Annotated in this window: 21 protein-coding genes; 17 read left to right on the plus strand and 4 right to left on the minus strand. The window is 72.1% G+C overall.

Annotated elements, in window-relative coordinates; all coding sequences use genetic code 11:
• Positions 1-38: 38 nt before the first annotated feature.
• Positions 39-428 (minus strand): hypothetical protein, encoded by a 390-nt coding sequence (locus tag ABZ470_RS29915; RefSeq protein ID WP_352015007.1) that lies wholly within the window; start codon positions 426-428, stop codon positions 39-41.
• A gap of 252 nt (positions 429-680) precedes the next feature.
• On the opposite strand from ABZ470_RS29915, the gene ABZ470_RS29920 reads away from it, so the two are divergent.
• The 14 genes from ABZ470_RS29920 to ABZ470_RS29985 all read left to right on the plus strand — a co-directional run bounded on the left by ABZ470_RS29920 (position 681) and on the right by ABZ470_RS29985 (position 18286).
• Positions 681-2321 (plus strand): carbamoyltransferase C-terminal domain-containing protein, encoded by a 1641-nt coding sequence (locus tag ABZ470_RS29920; RefSeq protein WP_352015008.1) that lies wholly within the window; start codon positions 681-683, stop codon positions 2319-2321.
• Positions 2318-3304: a glycosyltransferase gene (locus ABZ470_RS29925; protein WP_362915608.1), complete on the plus strand. Its 987-nt coding sequence runs from the start codon at positions 2318-2320 to the stop codon at positions 3302-3304. Before ABZ470_RS29920 ends, ABZ470_RS29925 begins: the two co-directional genes overlap by 4 nt.
• The gene (locus tag ABZ470_RS29930; RefSeq protein WP_362915610.1) at positions 3301-4437 is read left to right on the plus strand and encodes a glycosyltransferase family 9 protein; all 1137 of its coding nucleotides are present in this window, start codon (positions 3301-3303) and stop codon (positions 4435-4437) included. Before ABZ470_RS29925 ends, ABZ470_RS29930 begins: the two co-directional genes overlap by 4 nt.
• Positions 4434-5627 (plus strand): glycosyltransferase, encoded by a 1194-nt coding sequence (locus tag ABZ470_RS29935; RefSeq protein WP_362915612.1) that lies wholly within the window; start codon positions 4434-4436, stop codon positions 5625-5627. Before ABZ470_RS29930 ends, ABZ470_RS29935 begins: the two co-directional genes overlap by 4 nt.
• 6 nt (positions 5628-5633) lie before the next feature.
• Positions 5634-6185 carry an SIS domain-containing protein gene (locus ABZ470_RS29940; RefSeq protein WP_352015012.1) on the plus strand — a complete coding sequence of 184 codons (552 nt, stop codon included), beginning with the start codon at positions 5634-5636 and terminating at the stop codon, positions 6183-6185.
• Positions 6182-7564 (plus strand): D-glycero-beta-D-manno-heptose 1-phosphate adenylyltransferase, encoded by a 1383-nt coding sequence (rfaE2, locus tag ABZ470_RS29945; protein WP_362915614.1) that lies wholly within the window; start codon positions 6182-6184, stop codon positions 7562-7564. Before ABZ470_RS29940 ends, rfaE2 begins: the two co-directional genes overlap by 4 nt.
• Positions 7565-7582: 18 nt before the next feature.
• Complete coding sequence (locus ABZ470_RS29950; protein ID WP_352015014.1) at positions 7583-8263, plus strand: SDR family oxidoreductase; 681 nt, start codon at positions 7583-7585, stop codon at positions 8261-8263.
• A 146-nt stretch (positions 8264-8409) separates the two neighbouring features.
• Complete coding sequence (locus ABZ470_RS29955) at positions 8410-9432, plus strand: glycosyltransferase family 9 protein (protein ID WP_362915616.1); 1023 nt, start codon at positions 8410-8412, stop codon at positions 9430-9432.
• On the plus strand, positions 9429-10385 hold the full coding sequence (locus tag ABZ470_RS29960) for a UDP-glucuronic acid decarboxylase family protein (protein ID WP_362915618.1): 957 nt from the start codon (positions 9429-9431) through the stop codon (positions 10383-10385). Before ABZ470_RS29955 ends, ABZ470_RS29960 begins: the two co-directional genes overlap by 4 nt.
• A 611-nt stretch (positions 10386-10996) precedes the next feature.
• Complete coding sequence (locus ABZ470_RS29965; RefSeq protein ID WP_362915620.1) at positions 10997-11215, plus strand: hypothetical protein; 219 nt, start codon at positions 10997-10999, stop codon at positions 11213-11215.
• A 473-nt stretch (positions 11216-11688) separates the two neighbouring features.
• Positions 11689-12453, plus strand: coding sequence for an SDR family oxidoreductase (locus ABZ470_RS29970; RefSeq protein ID WP_362915622.1), 765 nt, complete (start codon positions 11689-11691; stop codon positions 12451-12453).
• A gap of 119 nt (positions 12454-12572) precedes the next feature.
• Positions 12573-15575 (plus strand): BTAD domain-containing putative transcriptional regulator, encoded by a 3003-nt coding sequence (locus ABZ470_RS29975; protein ID WP_362915624.1) that lies wholly within the window; start codon positions 12573-12575, stop codon positions 15573-15575.
• 231 nt (positions 15576-15806) lie between these two features.
• Positions 15807-16985: an FAD-dependent monooxygenase gene (locus tag ABZ470_RS29980; RefSeq protein ID WP_362915626.1), complete on the plus strand. Its 1179-nt coding sequence runs from the start codon at positions 15807-15809 to the stop codon at positions 16983-16985.
• A 197-nt stretch (positions 16986-17182) separates the two neighbouring features.
• A complete protein-coding gene (locus ABZ470_RS29985) occupies positions 17183-18286 on the plus strand; it encodes a hypothetical protein (RefSeq protein ID WP_362915628.1) in 1104 nt (367 codons plus the stop codon).
• A 155-nt stretch (positions 18287-18441) separates the two neighbouring features.
• Here ABZ470_RS29985 and ABZ470_RS29990 read toward each other — a convergent pair whose 3' ends face one another.
• Both ABZ470_RS29990 and ABZ470_RS29995 read right to left on the minus strand, forming a co-directional pair.
• Positions 18442-20058: an RICIN domain-containing protein gene (locus tag ABZ470_RS29990; RefSeq protein ID WP_362915630.1), complete on the minus strand. Its 1617-nt coding sequence runs from the start codon at positions 20056-20058 to the stop codon at positions 18442-18444.
• Positions 20059-20476: 418 nt separating this feature from the next.
• The gene (locus ABZ470_RS29995) at positions 20477-21367 is read right to left on the minus strand and encodes a sigma-70 family RNA polymerase sigma factor (protein ID WP_362915632.1); all 891 of its coding nucleotides are present in this window, start codon (positions 21365-21367) and stop codon (positions 20477-20479) included.
• Positions 21368-21444: 77 nt separating this feature from the next.
• Between ABZ470_RS29995 and ABZ470_RS30000 the strand changes: the two genes are divergently transcribed.
• A complete protein-coding gene (locus ABZ470_RS30000; RefSeq protein WP_362915634.1) occupies positions 21445-22125 on the plus strand; it encodes an NAD(P)H-dependent oxidoreductase in 681 nt (226 codons plus the stop codon).
• A gap of 1 nt (position 22126) precedes the next feature.
• Here the strand turns inward: ABZ470_RS30000 and ABZ470_RS30005 are convergent, their stop codons facing one another.
• Entirely contained in the window at positions 22127-23023 is an 897-nt protein-coding gene (locus ABZ470_RS30005; RefSeq protein WP_352015026.1) for a LysR family transcriptional regulator, read from the minus strand.
• A gap of 150 nt (positions 23024-23173) precedes the next feature.
• On the opposite strand from ABZ470_RS30005, the gene ABZ470_RS30010 reads away from it, so the two are divergent.
• Both ABZ470_RS30010 and ABZ470_RS30015 read left to right on the plus strand, forming a co-directional pair.
• The gene (locus ABZ470_RS30010) at positions 23174-24001 is read left to right on the plus strand and encodes an NAD(P)H-binding protein (protein WP_362915636.1); all 828 of its coding nucleotides are present in this window, start codon (positions 23174-23176) and stop codon (positions 23999-24001) included.
• Between the two features lie 17 nt (positions 24002-24018).
• On the plus strand, positions 24019-24633 hold the full coding sequence (locus tag ABZ470_RS30015; protein WP_362915638.1) for an anthrone oxygenase family protein: 615 nt from the start codon (positions 24019-24021) through the stop codon (positions 24631-24633).
• The last annotated feature ends 18 nt before the right edge of the window (positions 24634-24651 follow it).

Here is a 24651-nt window from a genome sequence, read left to right on the forward strand (position 1 = left end):
TGATGACGGTCATCGTGACGACGAACATGGCGCGCATCTCAGGTCTTCACCTCACAGCTGTACGGCAGGTCACCCCGTGACCTGCACCCGGCCGCCCGCACCAGCCAGCCCAGGGGGAAGCGGTGCAGGAAGACGGTGTCGTGCGTGAGCCGTACCTGGGCCTCGTCTCCCCAGACGGCGGTCTCGCGCACCTGCCCGCCGGGCAGGTCGAGGCCGAGGACTGCCTTGGCGCAGACCTCACCGCCGGTGCGCAGCCCCTCGACCGCCTCGGGGGCCAGCAGGGTGCAGGCGCGCTGCCCGTCGTGGTCGCGGACGGCGGTGTAGAAACGCTCGACGGTCCGCTCCGCGGCGCTCTTTCCCTCTGTGGCGCATCCCGACAGGCCCAGCGTGAGGGCCAGCGCGATCACCGGTACGGCTCGGACGTTCACCCGACCCCCCTACCCGGGCTTTCCCGTACCTCACCCGTCGCCCCCGGCGGTGATCACCGCCCGACGCGGGTGATCATTCCCGATGCTTTCCCGAAGGACGCCTTGTCGTTCGCCATTTCCGACAGCAAACCTCGATTAACTATAGAAATCCACATATATCTAATATTCGATCATTTTCATGATTTTTCTTGATTTGCCGGTTTTGAGGAGGACTTCGTCGGTAGTTATCCGGTGCGTAGGAGAGGTGGACCTATGAGATTTCTCGGGATCAATGCGATCTTTCATGATCCGGCGGCGGCGTTGATCGTCGACGGTGAGGTGGTCGCCGCGGCGGAGGAGGAACGGTTCAGTCGGCGCAAACACGGTAAACGGCCGGTGCCGTTCTCGGCGTGGGAGCTGCCCGAGAAGGCGGCGGCCTGGTGCCTGGAACGGGCGGGGCTGCGCCCGGAGGACCTGGACGCGGTCGCCTACTCCTACGACCCGAACCTGGTACGACCGGGTCAGGCCGGACTGGACGAGCGGTGGGAGGAACTGCGCACCACGTACGCGCGGCGGGCCCCGGCGTTCCTGGCGGGAGTGCTGCCGGGACTGGACGCGGCACAGGTGCGGTACGTGCCCCACCACGTGGCGCACGCGGCCTCCGCCGGGCTGGCCGCGCCGTACGAGGACGCGGCGGTGCTGGTGTGCGACGGGCGGGGAGAGGCCCTCTCGCACCTGGCCGGGGTGTACGAGGACGGGCGGCTGCGGGTGCTCGCCGCCCAGGAACTGCCGCACTCGCTGGGGCTGATGTACGAGGCGGTCACCGAGCACCTGGGGTTCATGCGCTCCAGCGACGAGTACAAGGTGATGGCGCTCGCCTCCTACGGCGCGCCCCGCTTCCTGGACGAGTTGCGGGAGCTGATCTACACCACCGGGGACGGCGGGTTCCGCGTCGAGCCGATCGACTGGGCGGCGTACGCCAAGGCGTTGCGGCCGGGACACGACTGGGGCGAGGAGCACGCGGACCTGGCGGCCAGTGTGCAGACCCGGCTTGAGGAGGTGCTGCTCGAACTGGCCTGCTGGCTGCACGAACGGACCGGGCGGCGCGTGCTGACGATGGCCGGTGGGGTGGCGCTGAACTGCGTGGCCAACACCTACCTGGCCGAACGGGGCCCGTTCGAACGGGTGTGGGTGCAGCCCGCCGCCGGGGACGCGGGAACCGCCCTGGGCGGGGCGTTGCACCTGGCGCGGGAGTTCGGCGAACCGGCCGCGCCGATGCCGGGGGCGGACCTGGGCCGCGAGTGGTCGGACGCGGAGCTGGCGGCCTGGCTGCGGGCGGCGCACGTGCCGTACGAGGAGCCGGCGGACGTGGCGGCGACGGTCGCGGCCGAACTGGCCGCCGACCGGATCGTGGCGTGGTTCCAGGGCCGCAGCGAGTACGGCCCACGGGCGCTGGGACGGCGCTCGCTGCTGGCGCACCCGGGCAGGGCGGGCAACACCGAACGGTTGAACGAGGTCAAGGGCCGTGAGCAGTTCCGGCCCGTGGCGCCGATGGTGCTGGCCGAACGAGCGGGGGAGATCTTCACCCGGGGGCCGCTGCCGAGTCCGTACATGCTGTTCGTGCACGACGTGGACCCGGTGTGGCGGGAGCGGATCCCGGCGGTCGTGCACGTGGACGGCACGGCCCGGGTGCAGACCGTGGAACGGGAGACCGAGCCGCTGCTCGCGCGGATGCTTGAGGAGTTCGCGAACCGGACCGGGGTGCCGGTGGTGGTGAACACGAGCCTGAACACCGCGGGCAGGCCGATGGTCGACGATCCCCGCGACGCCCTTGAGTGCTTCGGCTCGGCGCCGGTGGACGTGCTGGTGCTGGGGCCGTACCTCGTGCGCCGGGAGGCGGTGTTCGCCACATGAGCGCTTCGGAGACTCCCGGCGAATTCACGGTGGTGATTCCCACGATCGGCCGTCCCAGCCTGGCCACGACATTGGCCGCGCTCGGCGCGGACGTGGCGGTCGTCGTGGTCGACGACCGCCCCCCTACGGCCGTCGGCGAGCTGCCGGGGGCCGGGTCGGACCGGGTGCGGGTGGTGCGCTCGGGCGGCCGGGGCCCCGCGGCGGCGCGCAACGCCGGGTGGCGGGCGGCCGGGACGCCGTGGGTGGTGTTCCTTGACGACGACGTGGTCCCGGCGCCCGGCTGGGCGCGGGCGGTGACGGCCGACCTGGCCGGCCTGCCCGAGGAGGCGGCCGGCAGCCAGGGCCGGGTCGAGGTGCCGCTGCCGCAGGGCAGGGCGCCGACCGACGACGAACGCAACACCGCCGGCCTGGCGGGGGCCGCGTGGATCACCGCCGACATGGCCTACCGGCGGGCGGCGCTGGAGAAGGTCAACGGCTTCGACGAACGCTTCCCACGGGCCTACCGCGAGGACGCCGACCTGGCGTTGCGGCTGCGTACGGCGGGCTGGCTGCTGGTGCGGGGCGAACGGCTGGTGCGGCACCCGGTCCGTGACGACGGGCCGTGGGCCAGCCTGCGCCGTCAGCGGGGCAACGCCGACGACGCGTTGATGCGCCGGGTGCACGGCCCCGGCTGGCGGGCGGCCGTCGGCGAGGGCGGGGGACGGCTCGGCAGGCACGCGCTGACCACCGGCCTCGGACTGGTGGGCCTGCTGGCGGGCGCGCTCGCCCTGGGGAGCGACGGCCGCGCCGCCCGCGCCCTGCGGGGCGGCGCGGCACTGGCCGGGGCCGGGTGGCTGGCGTTGACCGCCGAGTTCGCCTGGGCGCGGATCGCCCCGGGGCCGCGCACCGGCGAGGAGATCAGGCGGATGACGGTCACGAGCGTGCTCATCCCGCCGGCCGCGTGCGTCCATCGGCTGCGCGGCGAATGGCGGGTGCGCCGATGACCGCCTCGTCCTCCGCCGCGAAGGCGCTCTCGGCTCCGTGGTCGCGGACCGGGACGGTCCTGGTGGCGCGGACGGACAACGCGGGGGACGTGCTGCTGGCCGGTCCCGCGATCCGGGCGGTGGCCAACCACGCCGCCAGGGTGGTCGTGCTGGCCGGACCGAACGGGCAGGCCGCGGCCGAACTGCTGCCCGGGGTCGACCAGGTGATCCGGTGGCGCACCCCGTGGATCGACCCGGCCCCGCCGCCCCTGACCGGCGAGCACGCCGCCCGGCTGATCGAGGCCGTCCGGCGGGTGGCGCCGCGGCAGGCGTTGCTCCTCACCTCCTTCCACCAGTCGGCGCTGCCGCTGGCGGCGCTGCTGCGACTGGCCGGGGTGCCCAGGATCGCCGCGATCAGCAACGACTACCCCGGCTCCCTGCTGGACGTGCGGCACACGGTCGACGAGGAGGTGGACGTCCCCGAGGCCGAACGGATGCTCGCCCTGGCCCGTGCCGCCGGGTTCGAGCTGCCTCCCGGCGACGACGGGCGGCTGGCCGTACGGCATCCGCTGCCCCCGGTCGGGCACCTGACCGGGCCCGCCGGGTACGTGGTCGTGCACCCGGGGGCCTCGGTACCGGCCCGCGCCTGGCCTGCAGGCCACTGCGAGCGGGCGGTGCGGCACCTGGCCGCGGCCGGGTACCGGGTCGTGGTCACCGGAACCCCCGGCGAGACGTCGCTCACCGCGCGGGTCGCCGGATCGCACGCCGTGGACCTGGGCGGCAGGACCTCGCTGGCGGAGCTCGCCGGGGTGCTGGCCGGGGCGGAGGCGGTGGTGGTCGCCAACACCGGGCCCGCGCACCTGGCCGCCGCGGTCGCGACCCCGGTGGTCAGCCTGTTCGCCCCGACCGTCCCGGCCGCCCGGTGGGCGCCCTACGGGGTGGCGGTGACCCTGCTCGGGGACCAGCACGCGCCCTGCCGGGGCAGCCGGGCCCAGGTCTGCCCGGTCGCCGGGCACCCGTGCCTGTCCTCGGTGACCCCGGCCCAGGTCGTCGACGCGGTACGCCGGTTGGCGGCGCCGCAGGACTGGGTGGAGGAGGGCGAGGACGAAGAGGACACGGTACGCCGTCTGACGGTGAAGGAGGAGGCGTCATGAGGATCGCCCTGGTCTCCGAGCACGCCAGCCCACTGGCGACGATCGGCGGCGTGGACGCCGGTGGGCAGAACGTCCACGTCGCGGCCCTGGCCACCGCCCTGGCCGGTCGCGGCCACGAGGTCGTCGTCTACACCCGCCGGGACGCCCCCGGCCTGCCGGAAACGGTGGTCATGGCGCCCGGGGTGAGTGTCGAGCACGTGAGCGCAGGACCGGCCAGGCCGATCCCCAAGGACGACCTGCCACCGCACATGCCCGCCTTCGCGGCCCACCTGGCGCGCCGCTGGACCGCCGAACCGCCGGACGTGGCGCACGCGCACTTCTGGATGAGCGGCATGGCCACGCTGACGGCCGCCGGTGAGGCCGGGGTTCCCGTGGTGCAGACCTTCCACGCGCTGGGCACCGTCAAGCGACGCTGGCAGGGCGCCGCCGACACCAGCCCGCCCGAGCGGATCGCGACGGAGACCGACATCGGACGGCGGGCCGCGGCGATCGTGGCCACCTGTTCCGACGAGGTCACCGAACTGCGGGCGATGGGGATCCCGGACAGGAAGGTCACGGTCGTACCGTGCGGGGTCGATCTGGAACGCTTCCACCCCGACGGTCCCGCCGCCCCGGCCGGTGGGCGTCCCCGTGTGCTGAGCATCGGCCGGATGGTCGCCCGCAAGGGCGTCGACACGGTCATCCGCGCGCTGCGCCGGGTGCCCGACGCCGAACTGGTGATCGTCGGCGGCTCTCCCGACGACGAGGAGGTCGGGCGGCTGCGGCTCCTGGTCGCCGGGTACGGGCTGGCCGGACGGGTCCGCCTGGTCGGCAGCGTGAGCCGGGGAGAGGTGCCCGCGCTGCTGCGCTCGGCCGACGTGCTGGTGACCGTGCCGTGGTACGAGCCGTTCGGCATCGTGCCGGTCGAGGCGATGGCGTGCGGGGTTCCGGTGATCGCCTCGGCGGTCGGCGGACACCTGGACACGGTGGCCGGGTGCGGGCTGCTGGTGCCGCCGCGCAGGCCGTACGCCCTGGCCCGTGCCCTGAACGACCTGCTGGCCCGCCAGGGCCTGCGCGAACGGCTCGCCGCCGCCGGGGTACGGCGGGCCAGGGAGCGGTACGGATGGCCGCGGATCGCGGCCCAGACCGAGTCGGTCTACCAGGCTCTGATCAGCGGCCGGCTCGACCGGCTCGCCGTCGCGGAAGGTTGAGCGGACATGCATCCTCATCTGTTCCGGCTGAGCACGACCCTGGTCTCCGTCGACCGGGAGACCTCCAGAATCCAGGCGTGGGGCAGCAAGCTCGCCGCGGTGCTCAACGGCGGAGGCCGGTTGCTGACCTGCGGGAACGGCGGTTCCGCCGCGGAGGCGCAGCATCTGAGCGCCGAACTGGTCGGCCGCTACCGCGCCGACCGGCGGCCGTACGCGGCGATCCCGCTGCACGCCGACACCTCAAGCCTCACCGCGATCGCCAACGACTTCGGCACCCAGGAGGCCTACGCCCGCCAGGTGCGCGCGCACGGCAGGCCGGGGGACGTGCTGATGTGCCTGTCGACCAGCGGCGCCAGCGGCAACGTGCTGGCCGCGGCGCAGGCCGGGCGGGAGTGCGGGCTGACCACGTGGGCACTGACGGGCCCGGCCCCCAACCCGCTGGCCGAGCTGTGCGACGAGACGCTGGCGGTCCCTGTCCAGGACGTGGCCACCGTGCAGGAGGTGCACCTCGCGGTGATCCACATGCTCTGCGACGTGATCGAGGAGGACCACTCGTGACGGGCCCGATCGTGATCGTCGGCGACTGCCTGCTCGACGTGGACATCGAGGGCAGCGCGGAACGGCTCTGCCCTGAGGCTCCGGCGCCCGTCGTCGACGTGCGTGTGGAGCACCGGCGTCCGGGCGGGGCCGGGCTCGCCGCGCTGCTCGCCGCCCGCGACGGCGCCGAGGTGACCCTGGTCACCGCCCTCGCGGACGACACCTCGGGCCGTCACCTGACGGGTCTGCTCCCCGAGGGCGTTCGGGTGGTACGGCTGCCGCTGCGGGGCGCAACCGTCCGCAAGACCCGGGTCAGGGCGGGGGGCCAGACCCTGGTCAGGATCGACTCGGGCGACGGCCTGGCCAGGATCGGAACGGACCGGGTGCTCCGGCGGCGCCTGTCGGCGGTACTGCGCGGCGCGCGGGCGGTCCTGGTCTCCGACTACGGGCGCGGTGTCGCCGAGGTGTGCCGTCCCCTGCTGGAGGACCTCCTTCTTGAGGGTCTCCACGCCCCGATCGTGTGGGATCCGCATCCGCGCGGCGCCGTCCCGCTGCCGGGCTGCGCCCTCACCACGCCGAACGAGGCCGAGGCCACCAGGCTGTGCGGGCGGCCGTACGCGACGCCGGAGGACGTCGCCCTGCGGCTGGCCGGTGAACTCGGGGTGGGGGCGGTGGCCGTCACCCTGGGAGACCGGGGAGCCGTGCTGGCGCGCCGGGACGGCAGGCACGTCCGTATCGCGCCGCCCGACGTGGCCTGCGGGCGCGACCCGTGCGGCGCGGGCGACAGGTTCGCCGTCTCCGCGACCCTCGCCCTGGCGGGCGGCGTGCCCGTCGAGGAGGCGGTCACCGCGGCGGTCGGCGAGGCCACCCGGTTCGTGAAGGCCGGAGGGGCGGCGGCGGTCCGGTCCGTCTCCCCCGCCGACGTCCCCCCGCCCCGCGTGTCGGCGAACGGCGCGGACGCGGCCGCCCTCGTCCGGGCCTCCGGTGGCAGGCTCGTGGCGACCGGGGGGTGCTTCGACCTGTTGCACGCCGGTCACGTCAGCCTGCTCCGCCGTGCCAGGGCTCTCGGGGACGCGCTGGTCGTGTGCGTCAACTCCGACGCGTCGGTACGGCGTCTGAAGGGCCCCGGCCGTCCCGTCATCGCCCAGCAGGACCGTGTCGAGGTGCTGCGGGCGCTGGAGTGCGTCGACGCGGTCGTCGTCTTCGACGAGGACACGCCCTCCGCCGTCGTCGAACGGCTCCGGCCCGAGGTGTGGGTCAAGGGCGGCGACTACACCGAGGCCGACCTTCCCGAGGCCGACACCGTACGGCGCTGCGGCGGCGACGTCGTGATCCTGCCGACCGTGCCCGGCTACTCGACCACCGGGCTGATCACCGCCCTGCGCACCACTCGTTCCTGACGTTGAGAAGAGGTTCACATGCTTGGAAATATCCTGATAACCGGTGGAGCGTCCGGGCTTGGTCGGGCGGTGGCCGTCGCGGTCGCCAAGGAGGGCGGCAGTCCTCTGGTCGTGGACGTCAACCCGCCGGAGAACGGCTTCGACCACGTGATCGCCGACCTGACCGACCGCGCCCAGACCGAACGGGCCGTGGCCGAACTGGCCGACCACGCCGGAGGTCTGGACGGGGTCGTCACCGCCGCCGGGATCGACGCCTGCGGGCGACTGGAGGACGTGCCCGCCGACGCCTGGGAACGGGTCGTCCAGGTCAACCTGATCGGCACCGCCACGGTCGTCCGGGCCGCGCTGCCGTACCTGACCGCCTCCCGGGGACGGGTGGTGACCTGCGCCTCCACGCTGGGGCTGCGGGCGCTCAGCGACGCGACCGCCTACTGCGCCTCCAAGTTCGGGGTGGTCGGGTTCACCCGCGCCCTGGCCGCGGAACTGGCCGGGCGGGTCGGGGTGACGCTGCTGGTGCCCGGCGGGATGCGCACCCCGTTCTTCGACGGCCGCACCGAGCAGTACAAACCCGGCCCCGACACCCTGCTCAACCCGCCGGAGGACGTGGCCGCCACCGTGCTGTTCGCGCTGTCCCAGCCGCCGGGATGCGAGGTCAGGGAACTGGTCGTGTGCCCCTCGACCGAGGCCTCCTGGCCGTGACCGCCCCCGGCCCCCGGAGCCGGCTCCCGGCAGGCACACCGCCGTCCGGTCCCTCCGGCGCCGCTCTCGGGGAGAACACACCGCCGTCCGTCCCGGGACCTTCGGGCACCGGGGTTCCCGGGCCGCGGCACGCGGGGGAGCCGACGGTGCTGGTGCTGCGGGGCCTGGGCCTTGGCGACCTGCTGACCGCCGTACCGGCGTTGCGCGGCCTGCGCCGTGCCTGGCCCCGGCACCGGATCGTGCTGGCCGCGCCCGCCGTACTGGCCGGGCTGGCCCGGCTGACCGGCGCCGTCGACGAGGTCCTGAACGTTCACGGCCCCGGGCCCGTCCCCTTCCTCGGGGCCGAGGTGGCGGTCAACCTGCACGGCGCGGGACCGCAGAGCACCACGGCGCTGCTGCGCACCGCCCCCGGCCGGTTGCTCACCCACTCCCATCCCACCCTGCCGGAGGTGTCCGGCCCCGCCTGGCGGGACGACCGGCACGAGGTGGAGCGCTGGTGCGCCCTGCTTGAGTGGTACGGCATCGCCGCCGACCCCGCCGACCTGGCGCTGCCCGTTCCGTCCGTCGAGACGGCCGGGGAGGCCGAACCGGCCGGGCTCACCGGAGGCGTCGAAGTCGCCGGGTCGGCGGGCACGGCCGTGAACGCCGGATGGGCCGGGGAGACCGAAAGGCCGGGGCATGTGATCGTCCACCCCGGGGCGGCCTTTCCCGCCCGCCGCTGGCCCCCCGACCGGTTCGCCCAGGTCGCCGCCGCCCTCGCCGGTGACGGCCACCGCGTCCTCATCACCGGGGACGCCGCCGAACGCGACCTCGCCCACACCGTGGCCGCCCTCGCCGGGCTGCCTCGCGAAGCCGTGCTCGCGGGCCGTACCGGACTGGAGCGGCTGGCGGCGCTGGTCGGGACGGCACGGCTGGTGGTGTGCGGCGACACCGGGATCGCCCACCTGGCCACCGCGCTGTCCACCCCCTCCGTCGTGCTCTTCGGCCCCACCCCGCCCGCCCGCTGGGGTCCCCCGCCCGGGAGAGGGCACCACGTGGTGCTCTGGCGCGGCCGCACCGGCGACCCCTTCGCGACCCGGCCCGACCCCGGTCTGCTGACCATCAGCCCCGCCGACGTCCTGGCCGCCATCGCCACACTGCCGGCCGCAGAGGAAAGGAGCCCATCATGAGAGTCCTGGTCACCGGAGGAGCCGGATTCCTCGGCTCCCATCTGTGCGAACGCCTCCTGGCCCGTGGCGACGAGGTGATCTGCATGGACAACTTCCTGACCGGATCGCCCGGCAACGTCGAACACCTCATGGGCCGGCCCGCCTTCCGGCTCATCGAGACCGATCTGACCGGCTTCGTCCATGTTCCCGGTGCCGTGGACCTCGTCCTTCACCTGGCCTCGGCCGCCTCCCCCGTCGACTACCTGCGCCACCCCATCGACACCCTCAAGGTCGGCAGCCTGGGCACCCTGCACGCCCTGGGCCTGGCCAAGGAGAAGCACGCCCGTTTCGTGCTGACCTCAACCAGCGAGGTCTACGGCGACCCCCTGCAACACCCGCAGATCGAGACCTACTGGGGCAACGTCAACCCCGTCGGCCCGCGCAGTGTCTACGACGAGGCCAAACGTTTCGCCGAGTCCCTGGCCACCGCCTACCGCAACGCCGCGGGCACCGACACCGCGATCGTGCGGATCTTCAACACCTACGGTCCCCGGATGCGCCCGTACGACGGCCGCGCCATCCCCACCTTCATCCGCCAGGCCCTGCACGGCGAGCCGATCACCGTGACCGGCGACGGCTCCCAGACCCGCTCCATCTGCTACGTCGACGACACCGTCGCCGGCATCCTGGCCCTGGCCGACAGTGACTTCGCGGGCCCGGTCAACATCGGCAACCCCGCCGAGGTGACCATGCTCGAACTGGCCCACACCATCCGTGACCTGGCCGGATCGTCCTCACCGATCGTCTTCGTCCCCCGCCCGACCGACGACCCGGCCGTGCGCCGCCCGGACACCGGCCTGGCCGCCTCCCGGCTGGGCTGGCAGGCCACCGTCCCGGCGGCCGAGGGACTACGCCGGACCATCGACTGGTTCACCACCCAACTCCACCGCCCCGAGGAACTCACCCGTAGTTAGGCTCCGGGCCTTCGAGGGAGCGTCCTCGTCATCGATCCGCCGTCAGAGCGCGGGAGCCCGCGCAGGCCGGGTCTTACCCAGGGAGTTCGGGATCCACGAACCGGAGATCGGGGCTCGCGAAGCCCGTCTCCCGAGCAGGTTTACCGATCACTGGACGGAAATTTGATCATGTGAACGTCTGTGTCGCCCGGGGGCACGGGTATCTGCACTCCGAACACACGAGGAGTGCCATGACCTTCCACGTTCGATCCGTCCCCGCATGTTCCGTGCTGGCGGTGGGCGTCCTGTTGCTCGGCGGAGCCGGGGCCGTCTCGGTCCAGACCTCCGCCTCCGCCCAGACGGCTTTGACGACGGCCGGGGCCACCGATTCGTCTTCGTCGAGCTGCTGCGACCACCATCACTGCGGGAAGTGCCCGCCCGGCCGTCCTGGCCCACCCGGCCCACCCGGCCCGGAAGGACCGGAAGGACCGCCCGGCCCTGCAGGCCTGGAAGGACCGCCCGGCCCTGCGGGCCCGGAAGGACCGGCCGGCCCTGCGGGCCCGGAAGGACCGGCGGGGCCACAGGGACCGGCGGGCGAGCCCGGCCGGGACGGTGTCTCCGGCTGGGAGGTCGTGCAGGAGGAGTTCACGAATCCGCCGTCCTCATCCACCCCCCAGAGCGCCATGTGCAGCCCGGGCAAGCGGGTGCTGAGCGGCGGGTACACCATGCCCAACACGCTCTCGCCCAGCGCCTCCCGCCCGGTGGGAGCCAACGGCTGGGAGGTGGTTCCGCCCGGCAACTACGGCTTCCCGTTCGACTTCACCGTCTACGCGATCTGCGCGGACGTCTAAGCCCCCAGGGGAGCGGCGTCAGGGCCCAGGCCTTCCGAAACTGCGGGCAGGGGAAGGTAGCGGGCTGGCCGGACAGAACGTGCGTTCTGTCCGGCCAAATCTCACGCTGAGCCACATCGCCCCTGGTGGCACCGACCCGGGCGCCGGGCCTGCCACCGGGGTTGAACTCGTGGTGGCGTAGGTCCCGACCTGCCGTGTCCGCCGAGTAGACCGGCATCGTGAGGTACGCACAAGGCGGAGGACCGTCCGCCGAACGACCGACAACAACCCTTGGTGCGCGAATAAAGAAACAAACAGAACGATTTCGTGCCGCTGGACATCGCCCGTAACGGGTCGGTGAGGCGTCCGCCGGCCGCGTGACCTCCCCTCCCGTGCCTCAGAAGGAGAGCGGTGAGCCGACGGTGAGAACGCGGTGAGGGGTGGATGTCATGGTTCGGGCGTACTGAAGACCGGGCACGGACCGAGGAGTTCTGATGGGTGTTCTCGCCGGCAAGACGGCACTGGTGACGGGTGGTTCGCGGGGCATCGGCAGGGCGGTCGCGGTACGGCTGGCGGCCGAGGGGGCCCTGGTCGCCGTCCACTACGGCGGTGACGACGCGGCGGCCCGCGAGACGGTGGCGCGGATCGAGAAGGAGGGCGGCCGGGCGTTCGCCGTATGGGCCAGGTTCGGTGAGCCGGGCGCGATCGACCTGCTGTTCGACGGGCTGACCGAGGGGCTGGCCGGGCGTGGCCTGGACATCCTGGTCAACAACGCGGGCATCGCGTCGATCAACCCGATCGCCCAGGTCACCCCCGAGGAGTTCGAACGGCTGCTCGCGGTCAACGTGAGCACGCCGTTCTTCGTGATCCAGCGCGCGCTGCCGCTGCTGAACGACGGGGGCCGCGTCGTCAACATGGGTTCGACGGCCACCAGGATCGCGGTCCCCATGCAGATCGGCTACACCGTCAGCAAGGCGGCGATCGAGGCGATGGCGCCGTCCCTGGCCAACGAGCTGGGCGGGCGCGGGATCACGGTGAACACGGTCGCGCCCGGCGTGGTGCGGACCGACATGACCGCGGGTCACACGTCCATCCCCGAGGTGGTCGCCGCCTTCGAGGCGATCACCGCGCTGGGACGGCTCGGCGAGCCCGAGGACGTCGCCGACGTCGTCGCCTTCCTGGCGAGCCCCCAGGGCCGCTGGGTGACCGGGCAGACCATCGACGTCTCCGGAGGGACCTACCTCGGTCCCATCGGGTGACCGTCCTTCGGCGCCGGTCACGGCCCGGGTCGTCTCCCAGGAGGCACCGTGATGACCGGCCTGTTCTCCAGCCGTGGTCCCGCGTGATCGGGAGACCGGCAACGGGGATAATCGCTTATATGCGGTTTGGGCTCCTTGGGCAGACCTGTGCGTGGCGCGATGACGGGAGTGAGATTCCGCTCGGAGGTCCCGCCCGTCGCGGGTTGCTCGCGCTGTTGCTGGTGAACCCCGGTGAGGTGGTCTCCGCCGATCGGCTGGCCGACGAGGTCAACCCCGACGAGGCGCTGTCCGCGCACGCCCTGCAGTCGCAGATGTCCCGGTTGCGTACGGCTCTCGGCACGGCGGCGACGATCGAACGGGCCGGGGCGGGCTACCGGATCGTGGTTCCCCGCGACGACGTGGACGCCTTCCGGTTCGAACGGCTGGCACGTGAGGGGCGGGCCGCGCTGCGGGAGGAGGACGCCGAACGCGCGGTGGCACTCCTTCGGGAGGCGCTGGCGCTGTGGCGGGGGCCCGCGCTGGCCGACCTCACCGGCAGTCCGGCCGCCGTCCGTCTTGAGGAGCTACGGCTCACGGCGCTTGAGGACCGGATGGAGGGCGAGCTGCGGCTCGGCGGGCACCGCGCGCTCGTACCCGAGCTGCGGGAACTGGTCGGCCGTCACCCGCTGCGGGAACGGCTGGCGGGGCTGCTGATGCGCGCGCTGTTCGCCGAGGGCGGGCAGGCCGCGGCGCTGGCGGCGTTCGAGGAGACCAGGCGGCACCTGGCCGACGAGCTGGGCGCCGACCCCTCGGCCGAACTTCTCGCGCTGCACCGGGAACTGCTGGCCGCCGACCCGTCTCCCCCGCCCGTCGCGCCGCCCGCCCAGCTGACGTCCTTCGTCGGCCGGGCCGGGGAGGTGGCCGAGGTCGCCGAGTTGCTGCGGACGGCCCGGCTGGTCACCCTGGTCGGTCCCGGCGGCGTCGGTAAGACACGGCTCTCGGTCGAGGTCGCCGGGGCGCCGGGGGTCGCCGGACCCGCCGCGGGCGCCAGGTCCTCGGGGAGGGCCGCCGACGACGTGTGCTTCGTCGAGCTCGCCGCGCTGCGGGACGGCGCCGAGCTGCCTCAGGCGTTGCTGGGCGCGCTCGGCCTGCGGGAGAACGGCCTGCGTCTGGAGGTCGGTGAGCGGCGGCCGGTCGACCGCCTGATCGCGGCGCTCGCCGACCGGGTGCTCCTGCTCGTCCTGGACAACTGCGAGCACCTCGTGGAGGAGGTGGCTCCGCTGGCGGCCCGGCTGCTGGCCGCCTGCCCCCGGCTGCGGGTGCTGGCGACGAGCAGGGAACCGCTCGGGATCACCGGGGAGCACCTGTGGCAGGTACGGCCCCTCGACGACGAGGCGGCCGTGCGGCTGTTCACCGACCGGGCCCGTGCCGTACGGCGTGGCTTCGCCGTCGCCCCGGCCGTCGGCACCGCCGACGGCGGTACCGAACGGGTCGTGCGGCGGATCTGCGCGGCCCTCGACAATCTGCCGTTGGCCATCGAGCTCACGGCGGCCAGGCTGCGCACCCTGGAACTCGACGACCTCGCGGGGCGGCTCGACGACCGGCTCGCCGTCGCGGCGCGCGGCAGCCGTACCGCGCAGGAGCGGCACAGGACCCTGCGGTCGGTGGTGGCGTGGAGCTGGGACCTGCTGCCGGAGGCCGAACAGCGGGCCGCGCGGCGTTTCACCGTCTTCACCGGGGGCGCGAGCGCCGAGGCCGCGTCACGGGTGTGCGGCATCGACGGCGAGACGCTCGAATCCCTGGTCGACAAGTCTCTTCTTGAGGTCGTCGGCGGGCGTTACCGGATGTTGGAGACCATCCGCGCCTACGGTGCGGAACAGCTCGACGCGGCCGGGGAGGCCGAGCCCGTACGGCGTGCCCACGCGCGTGCCGTCCTCGACCTGTTCAGGACCGCCGCCCCGCACCTGCTGCGGACACGGCAGCTGGAGTGGCTCGGGGTCCTGGCGCGTGAGCACGGCGACCTGCCCGCGGCGGTGCGCTGGGCCGTCGAGTCCTCGGACACGGCCGTGGGCCTTGAGCTGCTCGCCACGGCCTCGACCTACCTGTGGATTCGCGGCGTCTCCCTCTCGGTCGCGCCGTACGCCGTCGCGCTGCTCGACGTGATGGGTGAACAGCCGCCCGCCGGGCTCGGCGAGGAGTACGCGGTGTGCGTGCTGCTGGCCACCTCCGGTCCCGGGGGCCGGGAGGTGTGGCGGCGGCACCGCGCCGCGGCGGGGCGGGCGCTGGCCGCCGCGTGGCCGGGTGACCGGCCGGGGCGGTATCCGGCCGTCCTGCTGCTGTGGATGATGCACAACACGGGCGGGGAGGGCGCGCTGGAGACGTTCGCGCTGGTCACCGCCCAACGTGACTGCCCTCATGGGTGGGCGCGGGCGGTCGCCCGGTACGTGCTGGGGTTCGGGGCTCTGGGGGAGTTCTTCGGCGAGGGCGACTCCCTCGGGGAGAGCGGCCTGCCCGGTATGGCGGAGGCCGCGCGTGTCTGGGAGGGGGCCGTCGAGGAGTTCCGCGCGTTCGGCGACCGGTGGGGTACCGCGCTGGCCCTGGACGCGCTCGCCGGTCTGGCGGTCGCGCGTGGCGACCGTACCCGGGCGGTCGCGTTGATCGACGAGGCACTCGACCTCACCGACCAGCTCGGAGCCCTGGAGGACGCCGCCGACCTGCTGGTCAACCGGGGTGACCAGCTCGTCGAGACCGACCTGGCCGCGGCCCGCGCCGACTACGACAGGGCCGCCGCCCTGGCCCGGAGGGCGGGCAGTTCGAACTACGTCGGGGCCGCCCTGCGCGGGCTTGGGGACATCGCCCTGCGGGACGGCGACCTCGCCGAGGCGGAGAGCCACTACGCCGAGGCGCTTGAGCTGATCGACCCGCTCTGGATCAGGAGCGTGGGCAACCGGGTACGGCTGCTCGCCGGACTCGGTAGTCTCGCCGAGACGCGTGGCGACCGGGCCACGGCCAGGGCGCGTTTCCGGCAGGCCGCCGAGTCCGCGACGGCCGTGACCGGGGCCCCCGGGGCGGACGCGCTGCGCCTGATCGGCCTGCCGGAGAGCCTTGTCGAAGCGGTGAGCTCCGGGGCCAGGGTGGTGTGACCTCTGCGGTCATGCGGGCCTCGGAACCAGGCCGGCAGGCTCAGGACGGCTCCCGGAACGAGGACGGACACCGTGTGGGCTCCGAAGAACCCATGGCGGCTCCCGGAGCGAAGACGGACACCGCATGACCCGGGGCCAAGGCGGCTCCCGGAAACGTCGTGTGAGCCTCGGGACGGAGGCGGTGAGTTCGCGGTGAGCCCGCGGTGAGCGTGTCGCGTGAAGCTGTGCGGCATGAGAAACGTCCTGGTCTCCGGCGCCTCGGTCGCCGGCCCCGCGCTCGCCTACTGGCTCTCCCACCACGGTTTCAAGGTCACGATCGTCGAGCGTGCCCCGGCGCTGCGTGAGGGGGGTTACGCCGTTGACTTCCGCGGGAAGGCGCACCTGTCGATCCTGCGCCGGATGGGGGTGCTCACCGACCTCGAAGCCGTCCAGACCGACATCACCTCCACGTGGTACGTCGACGGCGCGGGCAGGCCGCAGACCAGGATGCCCGACGACCTGTTCTCCGGGGACGTCGAGATCCTCCGCGGTGACCTGGCCCGCATCCTCTACGAGGCGACCAGGGACCGGGCCGAGTACGTCTTCGGGGACTCCATCACCTCGCTGACCGAGAACGGCCACGGGGTCGACGTGACCTTCGAGCGTGGCGCGCCGCGCAGGTTCGACCTGGTCATCGGCGCCGACGGGCTGCACTCGAACACCCGCCGCCTGGCCTTCGGGCCGGAGGAGGACTACGTCAAGCACCTGGGCGTCTACTGCGCGATCTTCACCACCGGCAACCACCTGGGCCTCGACCGCACCGGGCACGCCTACCTGACCTCGGGCAAGCTGGTGGCGATGTACAGCTCCAACGGCAACGCCGAGGCCAGGGCCGTCTTCTACTTCGCCTCACCGTTGCTGGAGGGCGTCCGCAGGAACGTGGAGCGGCAGCAGGCCGTGCTGGCCGAGCGTTTCGCGGGCAACGGCTGGGAGAGCGACCGGCTGCTGCGGGAGATGCGTCACGCTCCCGACTTCTACTTCGACTCGGTCGGCCAGGTCCACATGGACCGCTGGACCAAGAGCCGGGTCGCCCTGGTCGGTGACGCCGCCTACTGCCCCTCCTCGCTCTCGGGCATGGGCTCCGGGCTCGCCCTCGTCGGCGCGTACGTCCTGGCCGGTGAGCTGGCCGCCGCGCGCGGCGACCACAGGACGGCCTTCGCCCGCTACGAGGAGACGATGCGGGAGTACGCCAAGGGCTGCCAGAAGATGGGAGAGGGCGTGGCCGGGTACATGGTCCCGGAGAGCCGCCTTCTGACCGCGTTCCTCCACCGGTACTACAAGGTCATGCCGTACCTGCCGGGCAAGCAGATGATGGTCAAGAAGACGCGCAGGGTCGCCGAGAACGTCGTCCTCCGTGACTATGGGAACTAGGCGGTCTTCACCTGCGCGGCGCCGCCTTGACCGGCCCGAAGATCCGAACTCCGTACCCGACAAACTGGCTTGACCTCGTTGACAAGGGATGATCTTGGACATACGTTCCAGGAATGTCCAGTCGATTACTGGCTCCACTGCTCGTCCTACTGCTCTGTTCGTGCTCGGCGCCCACGCCGGAAGGATCCGCTCCGGCCGTGGCGGAACCCGCACCGGCAGGACCCGCCTACGAGGGCCCCGCCCTGCCCGGCCTCGCGACGGAGCAGGCGTGGACGATACCCCTCGGCTCCATCCGTGACGCCGTCGCCGTCGGCAAGTCCTTCGCCGTACTCGGGCGGGCCGCCGACACCCTCGCCCTCCAGGTGATCGACGCCGCCACGGGCAAAGAGCTCAAGAGCATCCCGATCGAAGACGAGGACGCGACCCTGCGCGTGGACACCGATCACGGCAAACCGGTGGCAGTGGTACGGCACAAGCGGCAACTGGCCGCGTCGGGGCTGACCGCCGAGTCCATCCAGATGTCCGACCTGGTGGTTGACGAGACGGGGGCGGAGGTTTGGCGCTCGCCGGAGGGCGGCACCTTCTTCGTCGGTGGCTACGTCGCCGAAGGCGAGGCGGACGGAGCCGGTCTTGTCAACGTGTCCAAGCTGTCCACCCTCGCGGGCGAGCAGGCTGTCGCCCTGCCGATCGGTGCCGAGGAGGAGAACTCCCTGCTCGGCGTCATCGAGGACAAGGCGGTGTACTGGCCGAGGGGGATGCTCCTGGACGAGGAGGCGGCGGTCGTCCACGGCTTCGACCTGTCCAAGGGCGGGAGCCTGCTCTGGCGGCTACCGCGAGACGTGCAGGGCAGAACCATCGTCGGCGACTCCCTGTTCACCTGGCAGTCGGACGGGATGTCCTCCACGCACTCGCTGTACGACCTGATGACGGGTGAGCGGTTGGGCGGGTTCGAGGTTTCGAACTCGGTGGGCGTGCGATGCGCGACGTCCGCCTTCGACGCCGACAGCGATACCGTGCTGTGCGACGGGCCACTGACGCTGATCGACTCCAGGACCGGTGAGCTCCGCGTCCCCGCTGTGGAAAACCAGCGTGAGGTGTCGGTCGAGTCGGCCTTCGGCGGAATCGCCTACCTCAAGGTCAAGCAGGAGCGGGGAGCCGAGCCCCTCTACCTGGCCCTGGACGACAGGACCGGCAAGGTGCTCGGCGGCGACCTGCCCGCGGCGCCGTTGGGGGTCAGCACCGATGGCTACGCGCTGATCTGGCACAACCTCCATGCTTTCGGGTTCAGGCGGGCCGCCTGACTGGTCCGAAGTCCGTACGAACCTTGACCCTCGAACGAGTTATCCACAGTTTCCACAGGTTCGTACACAGGTTCGACGAGGTGTGCATGGCCGAGCCGTACGACCGGGGGGCTGGTCGTACGGCTCGGTGATCGGGGAGAAGCGGTCGGGGAGGGTCAGCCGACCTGGTTGCTGGTCCAGCGCTGGGTCGAGTCGGAGGAGTTGCAGGTGGCCAGGGCCAGGGCGGTCCCGCCAGTGGTGCCACCGCCGCTCGCCGCGACGCACTGGTTGGTGCCGACGCTCGCCTTGATCTGGTAGGTGATCCCGGAGATCGAGGGGAACGTCCACTTCTGCGCGGTCGCGCCGGTGCAGGGGACCTGGACGATGGCCGTCCCCGCGGTGCCGCTGCCGGCCAGCGGGCTCAGGCACTTGGCGCTGTGCGCGCTGGTGATCGTGTAGGAGCTGCCGCCCGCCGCGTCCAGCTTCCACTGCTGGTTCTTCAGGCTGTTCTGCGGCCACTCCACGATGGCGGCGTTGTCCGCGGTGCTGAAGGAGTACAGGTCCATGGCCTGGTTCGGGCCGGTGGAGTCGACGACGTCGTTGGTGAAGACCGTGGTGATCCCGTTGTCGACGGCGCCCGCGGGGTTGCTGCCGGAACCGGTCAGGACGATCAGCCCGTCGGACGGCTCGGAGGTGCGGGAGACGCCGCCGTAGGTGATCTTCTCCCGGATCGTGTAGGTCGCGCTGGTGTTGGCCAGCAGACCCGTCACCCGGACCGAACGCTGCCAGATCGGGACGGTGGCGACCACGGTGCCGTTGCGCAGCACCTGGGCCTCACGGGTGACGCCGGAACCGTAGACCGGGGTGCTCGGCACGTAGGTGAAGACGATCTCGGTGCCCTCCACGTCCACGGCCGAGAACAACTGTGGTGCCAGCGGCGGGACCGTGGTGATGGCCGGGACCGTGGAGCCGTGCTCCAGGTAGGAGCTGTCCTTGGCGGCGTTCCAGTGGGTGGACAGGTAGGTGCCCACGGGGACGACGCCGAAGTAGTCATCCTTGCCGCAGTCCAGCAGCCGGACGTCCAGCGGGTCGGAGCAGACCACGGTCGAGCCGCCCTGGCAGAGGGTCTCGTTGGAGTCGGTGCAGTGACCCCCGGAGGTGTGGTTGGGGGAGCCCAGCAGGGTTCCGCCCAGGGCGTGCGCGAGTTCGTGGGTCATCTCGTGCCCGGTGGAGCAGCCCGGCGACAGGCTGATCCAGGTGGCGTAGGAGTTGTGGCGGTTGCCGGTTCCCATGGTGTTGTCGTCGTTGATCCGGCCGTCGCTGACCGTGCCGCCGCAACCGGTGCTGTTCTCGAAGTAGGCGATGTAGATGTGGTCGGTGTCGGTGTACCCGAGGGTCTTCAGGGCCCCGGTCCAGTCGCCGTCGGACGAGCCGGTGGGAACCTCGACGGAGTCGATGTCCACGTCACAGCCGGTCGAGCCGGTGGTCTCGAAGCGGACCCAGCGCTCGGCGCCGTCCCGGCGGGCGCTGTCGTTCACGTTCTCCTGCGTGACCCACGCGGCCTGCCGGATCAGCGGTTCCTTCTCGGTGAACCGGTTGGAACCCGACTCGTAGGCGTAGATCAGTTTGACGCGGTGACCACTGGTTCCGTCGCCGACGCAGTGCACCTGCGAGATGACGGGGACGCTCGCCGCGGCGGGCGTCGCGGGGACCAGGCCTACCATGACGAGGGCGGGCACCACGACGGCGACCGCCCGTGCCCATAAACCTCGCCTCTCACGCTTCGATGACATCGGACCTCAATCTCTCCGCGGCTTCCGGTGGTTCCTCGCGCACGCCGAAGACACCCGTGTGTCCATGGCGAATGAATCGACGCCTGGCCGGACGCACCGGTCGCGTTTTGTGGTGAATTTCGCCCTGTTGGCGCGATCGCCACGATAACCCGCGTCCAATCGTTGGGGAACCGTCAAACGGTAACGGAAAAGAAACTTTACAACTGAGGAAAATGTGACGGATGGTAAACGCGACCCGATTCACAGGCTCCCTGGACTGTCAAGCGAACAAGCTGCCAAAAGTCGCCTGATCCCGGACATCCAACGGCGCGAGAGAGCGCTTTTCACCCCTGAACACGCTGCGCATCGGGAAAGTGAGTCACCGCGACCACACAACGCGCGAAACGAACTGTTCTCACGGGGCAAACCTTTCCTTCTTCTATTTTTCATGTTTCTGCGAACGAAATGGAGAGAGGGACAGGGCACGGAGACGAGTGGGATCGGCGATCACCTCGTATTCGGTGATCACTCCTTCCTCGATCGTGAACGTGAGAACGAGCAGGAGACGGCCGTACGGGGCGACCACCGCGCCCACGGTCCCGTCCACGAGGGCCGGTTCGGCGTACCTGGCCCGTCCGCCGAGGACGAGGACCTCCCCCGCGACGGCCCGCGCGCCCCGGGAGACGGCCGGGACGCCCGGCGGCAGGGTGGCGGGATCGGCGCGGCGCACCACCCCGGGGGCGAGCACCGCAAGGAGCGCCTCCATGTCCCCCTCACGGGAGGCGGCCAGGAACGCCTCGACGACCCGCCGGTCGGCGGAAGAGGCCGAACCGGAGGCCCTGGGCGGCGCGACCTTGTGGCGGGCCCGGCTGGCGAGCTTCTTCGTGGTGACCGTGGTGCGTCCGACGACCGGCGCGATCCGGTCGAACGGCACGGCGAACAGGTCGTGGAGCACGAACGCGACGCGTTCCGCGGGGGCCAGGGTGTCCAGCACCACCAGCAGCGCCCGGCCGACCGACTCGGCCAGCAGAGCCTCCCGCTCGGGGTCGCTCCCCCCGTCGTCCGGCTGTCCGAGAACCGGCTGTCCGAGCGGGTCCTCCCTGCGGGCCGCGCGGGAGCGCAGCATGTCGAGACAGACGCGGGAGACGACCGTCGTCAGCCATCCGGCGAGGTTGCCGATCTCCCCGGCGTCGACACGGACGAGCCGTAGCCACGCCTCCTGGACGGCGTCGTCCGCCTCCGCGGACGAACCGAGCATCCGGTAGGCGACGGCCCTCAGGTGGCCCCGGTGCGCCTCGAACCGCTCCGCGAGTTCGTCGTTGCCGTCCATCCCGGTCACCTTCGCTCACTCCCCCTCGTCAGTTCCATGACGAACACGACACGAACAAGGTGACATGGGGAGAACCGATGACCGTCAACACGCGACCGTCCCTGCTGCGGATCGACTCAAGTGCCGACGACTCCGGCGAGTCCGTCAGCAGGCGGCTGACCACGCTGTTCGCCGACCTGTGGTGCGAACGGCACGGCACCGCCGGGTACCGCCACCGGGACCTGGCCGTCGAGCCGGTGCCGCCGATCTCCTCGGCCTACTGCGTCCTGGGCAGGCGGGTCGAGGTCAAGGGGTCCGTCCCGCCCTCCGAGGTCGGCGCCCTGGTGGAGAACGCGCAGGAGGAACGGGAGTGGGCGCTGACGCTGCCGCTGATCACCGAGGTGCTGGCGGCCGACACGGTGCTGTTCGGCGTGCCGATGTACAACTTCGCCGTTCCCGCCGCGCTGAAGGCGTGGATCGACCGGGTCTCCTTCCCCGGCGCCTTCCCCGAGGGGAGCCTGGCCGGGACGAGGGTGGTCGTGGTCCTCGCGCGGGGCGGCGCCTACGGGCCGGGCACGCCCAGGGAGGCCTTCGACTTCCAGGAGCCCTACCTGCGGGCCTATTTCGGCGACCTCGGGGTGGCCGGGGAGCACCTGCACCTCGTCCGCGCCGAGATGACGCTGGCGGACAGGCTCCCGGAACTGGCCCGCTTCCAGCCGTTCGCGGAGAAGTCCCTGGCCGAGGCCACGGCCGCACTGACCGCCCTGCTCACCGGTTGAGTCACCGGTTGATGAGCGGGTCCCGCCTTCCGGCCACGTACTCCTGGGCCGCCTGGACGAAGGCGCGGACGCGGTTGGTCTCCGCCCCGGTACGCCACAGCAGCCGCCACTCGAAGACGGCCCCGTCGGTGAGCGGAACGTAGGCGACGTCCGGCCGCGCGTCGTACTCCGCGGCGTGGGTGGGGACGGGGAAGACGCCCTTGCCCGCGCCGACGAGCGCGCACATCTCCTGGATGGTGCTGAAATCCGGTCCGCGCTCGATGAGCGCGCCACCGGGCGTACGGCGCGGCACCAGGGCCTCGTCGGCGAAGTCGGGCAGCAGGCGAGGACGCAGGACGTTCTCGTGGGCGAGGTCGTCGAGCGTGACCGCGTCGCGGCGGGCGAGGGGATGGCGGGCGGAGACCGCGAGCAGCGGTTCCTCCCGGAACAGGACCGGGCTGGCGCTGAGCCCCGAGCCCTCCTGAGGCGAGAGCACGGCGACCAGGAGGTCGATCCTCCCCTCGTCGAGGAGGGTCGTGCCGTCGCTGTAGGCGTTCTCCCTGACCTGGACCTGGCAGGTGGGGTTGCGGGTGTGGAAGACGTCGGCGACCTCGTAGACGAACCGGCCGACGGCGGTGCCGATGAACCCGACGGTCAGCACTCCGTCGAGGCCCCGGCCCGCGGCGACCGCCCTGGCCACGCCGTCCAGGATCTGCTGGTAGGCGGGGGCCAGGTCCTCGTGCAGGCGGCGGCCTACCGGGGTCAGCTCGACCCTGCGGCTGGTCCGTTCGAACAGCCGGACCCCGATGCGGCGTTCCAGCTGCCTGATCGTCTGACTGACCCTGGCCGTGGACACCCGCAGGTTCTCGGCGGTCCGCCCGAAGTGCAGCTCCCTGCCGAGCTCCAGGAAGATCTCCATGTCCCGCCGCTCCACCGCGAACCCCCGTTCGTGAACCTGTGTGTTAACGAACGTTGCATAACACGGCATTGTTCCGGGTTTCAGAGTGAATGATCCTTAAGAGGTCAGCACGTTTCGGAAGACCGAAAAGACCACGGGGAGACGGGGAACATGGGAGAGCACACGCCGACACTGGTGCTGGGCGGCACGGGCAAGACGGGCAGCCGCGTCGTGCGGCGGCTGACGGAACGCCACCTGCCCGTGCGGATCGGCTCCCGCTCCGGTGGGGTTCCCTTCGACTGGGAGAACCGGGAGACCTGGGCTCCCGCGCTCCAGGGAGTGCGGGCGGTCTACGTGTCCTACCACCCGGACCTGGCGGTCCCAGGCGCGCCCGAGGCGGTCGGCGCCTTCGCCGAACTGGCGGTCGCCCAGGGCGCGCGGCGGCTGGTGCTGCTGTCCGGCAGAGGCGAGGAGGAGGCTCAGGCCGCGGAGGAGGCGGTGCGGGCGTCGGGAGCCGACTGGACGGTCCTGCGGGCGAGCTGGTTCGCCCAGAACTTCAGCGAGGGGTACCTGCTCGACCCGGTGCTGGCCGGTCAGGTCGTACTGCCGGTCGGGCAGGTGCCCGAGCCGTTCGTCGACGCCGACGACATCGCCGACGTCGCCGCCGCCGCGCTCACCGAGGACGGGCACGTGGGTGAGGTCTACGAGCTGACCGGCCCGAGGCTGCTCACCTTCGCCGAGGCGGTCGCCGAGATCGGCGACGCGTCGGGACGCCATGTCGGCCTCACCCAGGTCTCCGCGAGGGAACACGCCGCCGCGATGCTCGCCGAGGGTGTCCCCGCCGAGGTCGTCGACCTGCTGACCTACCTGTTCACCACCGTGCTCGACGGCCGCAACGCCCACCTGGGCGACGGCGTGCGGCGCGCCCTGGGGCGGCGGCCCCGCGACTTCGCCGACTACGCCCGCGCGACCGCCGCGACCGGCGTCTGGAACATCTGAGACCAGGAGACAGCACCATGATCAAGCTTCTGCAGACGGTCTCCCTGCTGGCCGCGACCCTCACCACCGGCCTCATGGCCGGGCTGTTCGCCGCCTTCTCCTACGCGGTGATGCCCGGTCTGGCGCGTTCGCACGACCGTACCTTCGTCGAGGCGATGCAGCGGATCAACGTGGCCATCATCAACGGCTGGTTCATGGTCTGCTTCCTGGGCGGCCTCGCGTTCACCGTCGCGGCGCTGGTACTGCACCTGAGCACCGGCCGGGAACTCCTGCCCTGGATCATCGCGGCCCTCGTCCTGTACGCGGTCATGTTCGTCGTCACCAGCGCCGTCAACGTGCCGCTCAACGACCAGCTCGCCAAGGCGGGCCAACCCGGTGACATCGCCGACCTGGCCGCCGTACGCCACGCCTTCGAGGCGCGGTGGGTCACCTGGAACATCGTCAGGACGGTCGCGAACGTCGCCGCCTTCGCCGCCCTCACCTGGGCGCTCGTCCTGCACGGCCGGGTCACCGCGACCCCGGCCCCCACGCCGGCTCCCGGCGCCGCCGGGGCCACCCAGGCCGTGCCGTACGGCCAGGCCGTGCCGTACACCCGGGCCGCGCCGTACGGCCAGGCGCCCGGCGCGCGGTGACGCCGGCGGCGGGGCCGT

The sequence above is a fragment of the Streptosporangium sp. NPDC020072 genome (assembly GCF_040631445.1).
Taxonomy (GTDB): Bacteria; Actinomycetota; Actinomycetes; order Streptosporangiales; family Streptosporangiaceae; genus Streptosporangium.

Coding starts and splice junctions, on each gene's coding strand:
- ABZ470_RS29920 (WP_352015008.1), top strand. CDS start 681: ATGAGATTTCTCGGGATCAATGCGATCTTTCATGATCCGGCGGCGGCG.
- ABZ470_RS29925 (WP_362915608.1), top strand. CDS start 2,318: ATGAGCGCTTCGGAGACTCCCGGCGAATTCACGGTGGTGATTCCCACG.
- ABZ470_RS29930 (WP_362915610.1), top strand. CDS start 3,301: ATGACCGCCTCGTCCTCCGCCGCGAAGGCGCTCTCGGCTCCGTGGTCG.
- ABZ470_RS29935 (WP_362915612.1), top strand. CDS start 4,434: ATGAGGATCGCCCTGGTCTCCGAGCACGCCAGCCCACTGGCGACGATC.
- ABZ470_RS29940 (WP_352015012.1), top strand. CDS start 5,634: ATGCATCCTCATCTGTTCCGGCTGAGCACGACCCTGGTCTCCGTCGAC.
- ABZ470_RS29950 (WP_352015014.1), top strand. CDS start 7,583: ATGCTTGGAAATATCCTGATAACCGGTGGAGCGTCCGGGCTTGGTCGG.
- ABZ470_RS29960 (WP_362915618.1), top strand. CDS start 9,429: ATGAGAGTCCTGGTCACCGGAGGAGCCGGATTCCTCGGCTCCCATCTG.
- ABZ470_RS29970 (WP_362915622.1), top strand. CDS start 11,689: ATGGGTGTTCTCGCCGGCAAGACGGCACTGGTGACGGGTGGTTCGCGG.
- ABZ470_RS29975 (WP_362915624.1), top strand. CDS start 12,573: ATGCGGTTTGGGCTCCTTGGGCAGACCTGTGCGTGGCGCGATGACGGG.
- ABZ470_RS29980 (WP_362915626.1), top strand. CDS start 15,807: ATGAGAAACGTCCTGGTCTCCGGCGCCTCGGTCGCCGGCCCCGCGCTC.
- ABZ470_RS29990 (WP_362915630.1), bottom strand. CDS start 20,058: ATGTCATCGAAGCGTGAGAGGCGAGGTTTATGGGCACGGGCGGTCGCC.
- ABZ470_RS29995 (WP_362915632.1), bottom strand. CDS start 21,367: ATGGACGGCAACGACGAACTCGCGGAGCGGTTCGAGGCGCACCGGGGC.
- ABZ470_RS30000 (WP_362915634.1), top strand. CDS start 21,445: ATGACCGTCAACACGCGACCGTCCCTGCTGCGGATCGACTCAAGTGCC.
- ABZ470_RS30005 (WP_352015026.1), bottom strand. CDS start 23,023: ATGGAGATCTTCCTGGAGCTCGGCAGGGAGCTGCACTTCGGGCGGACC.
- ABZ470_RS30010 (WP_362915636.1), top strand. CDS start 23,174: ATGGGAGAGCACACGCCGACACTGGTGCTGGGCGGCACGGGCAAGACG.
- ABZ470_RS30015 (WP_362915638.1), top strand. CDS start 24,019: ATGATCAAGCTTCTGCAGACGGTCTCCCTGCTGGCCGCGACCCTCACC.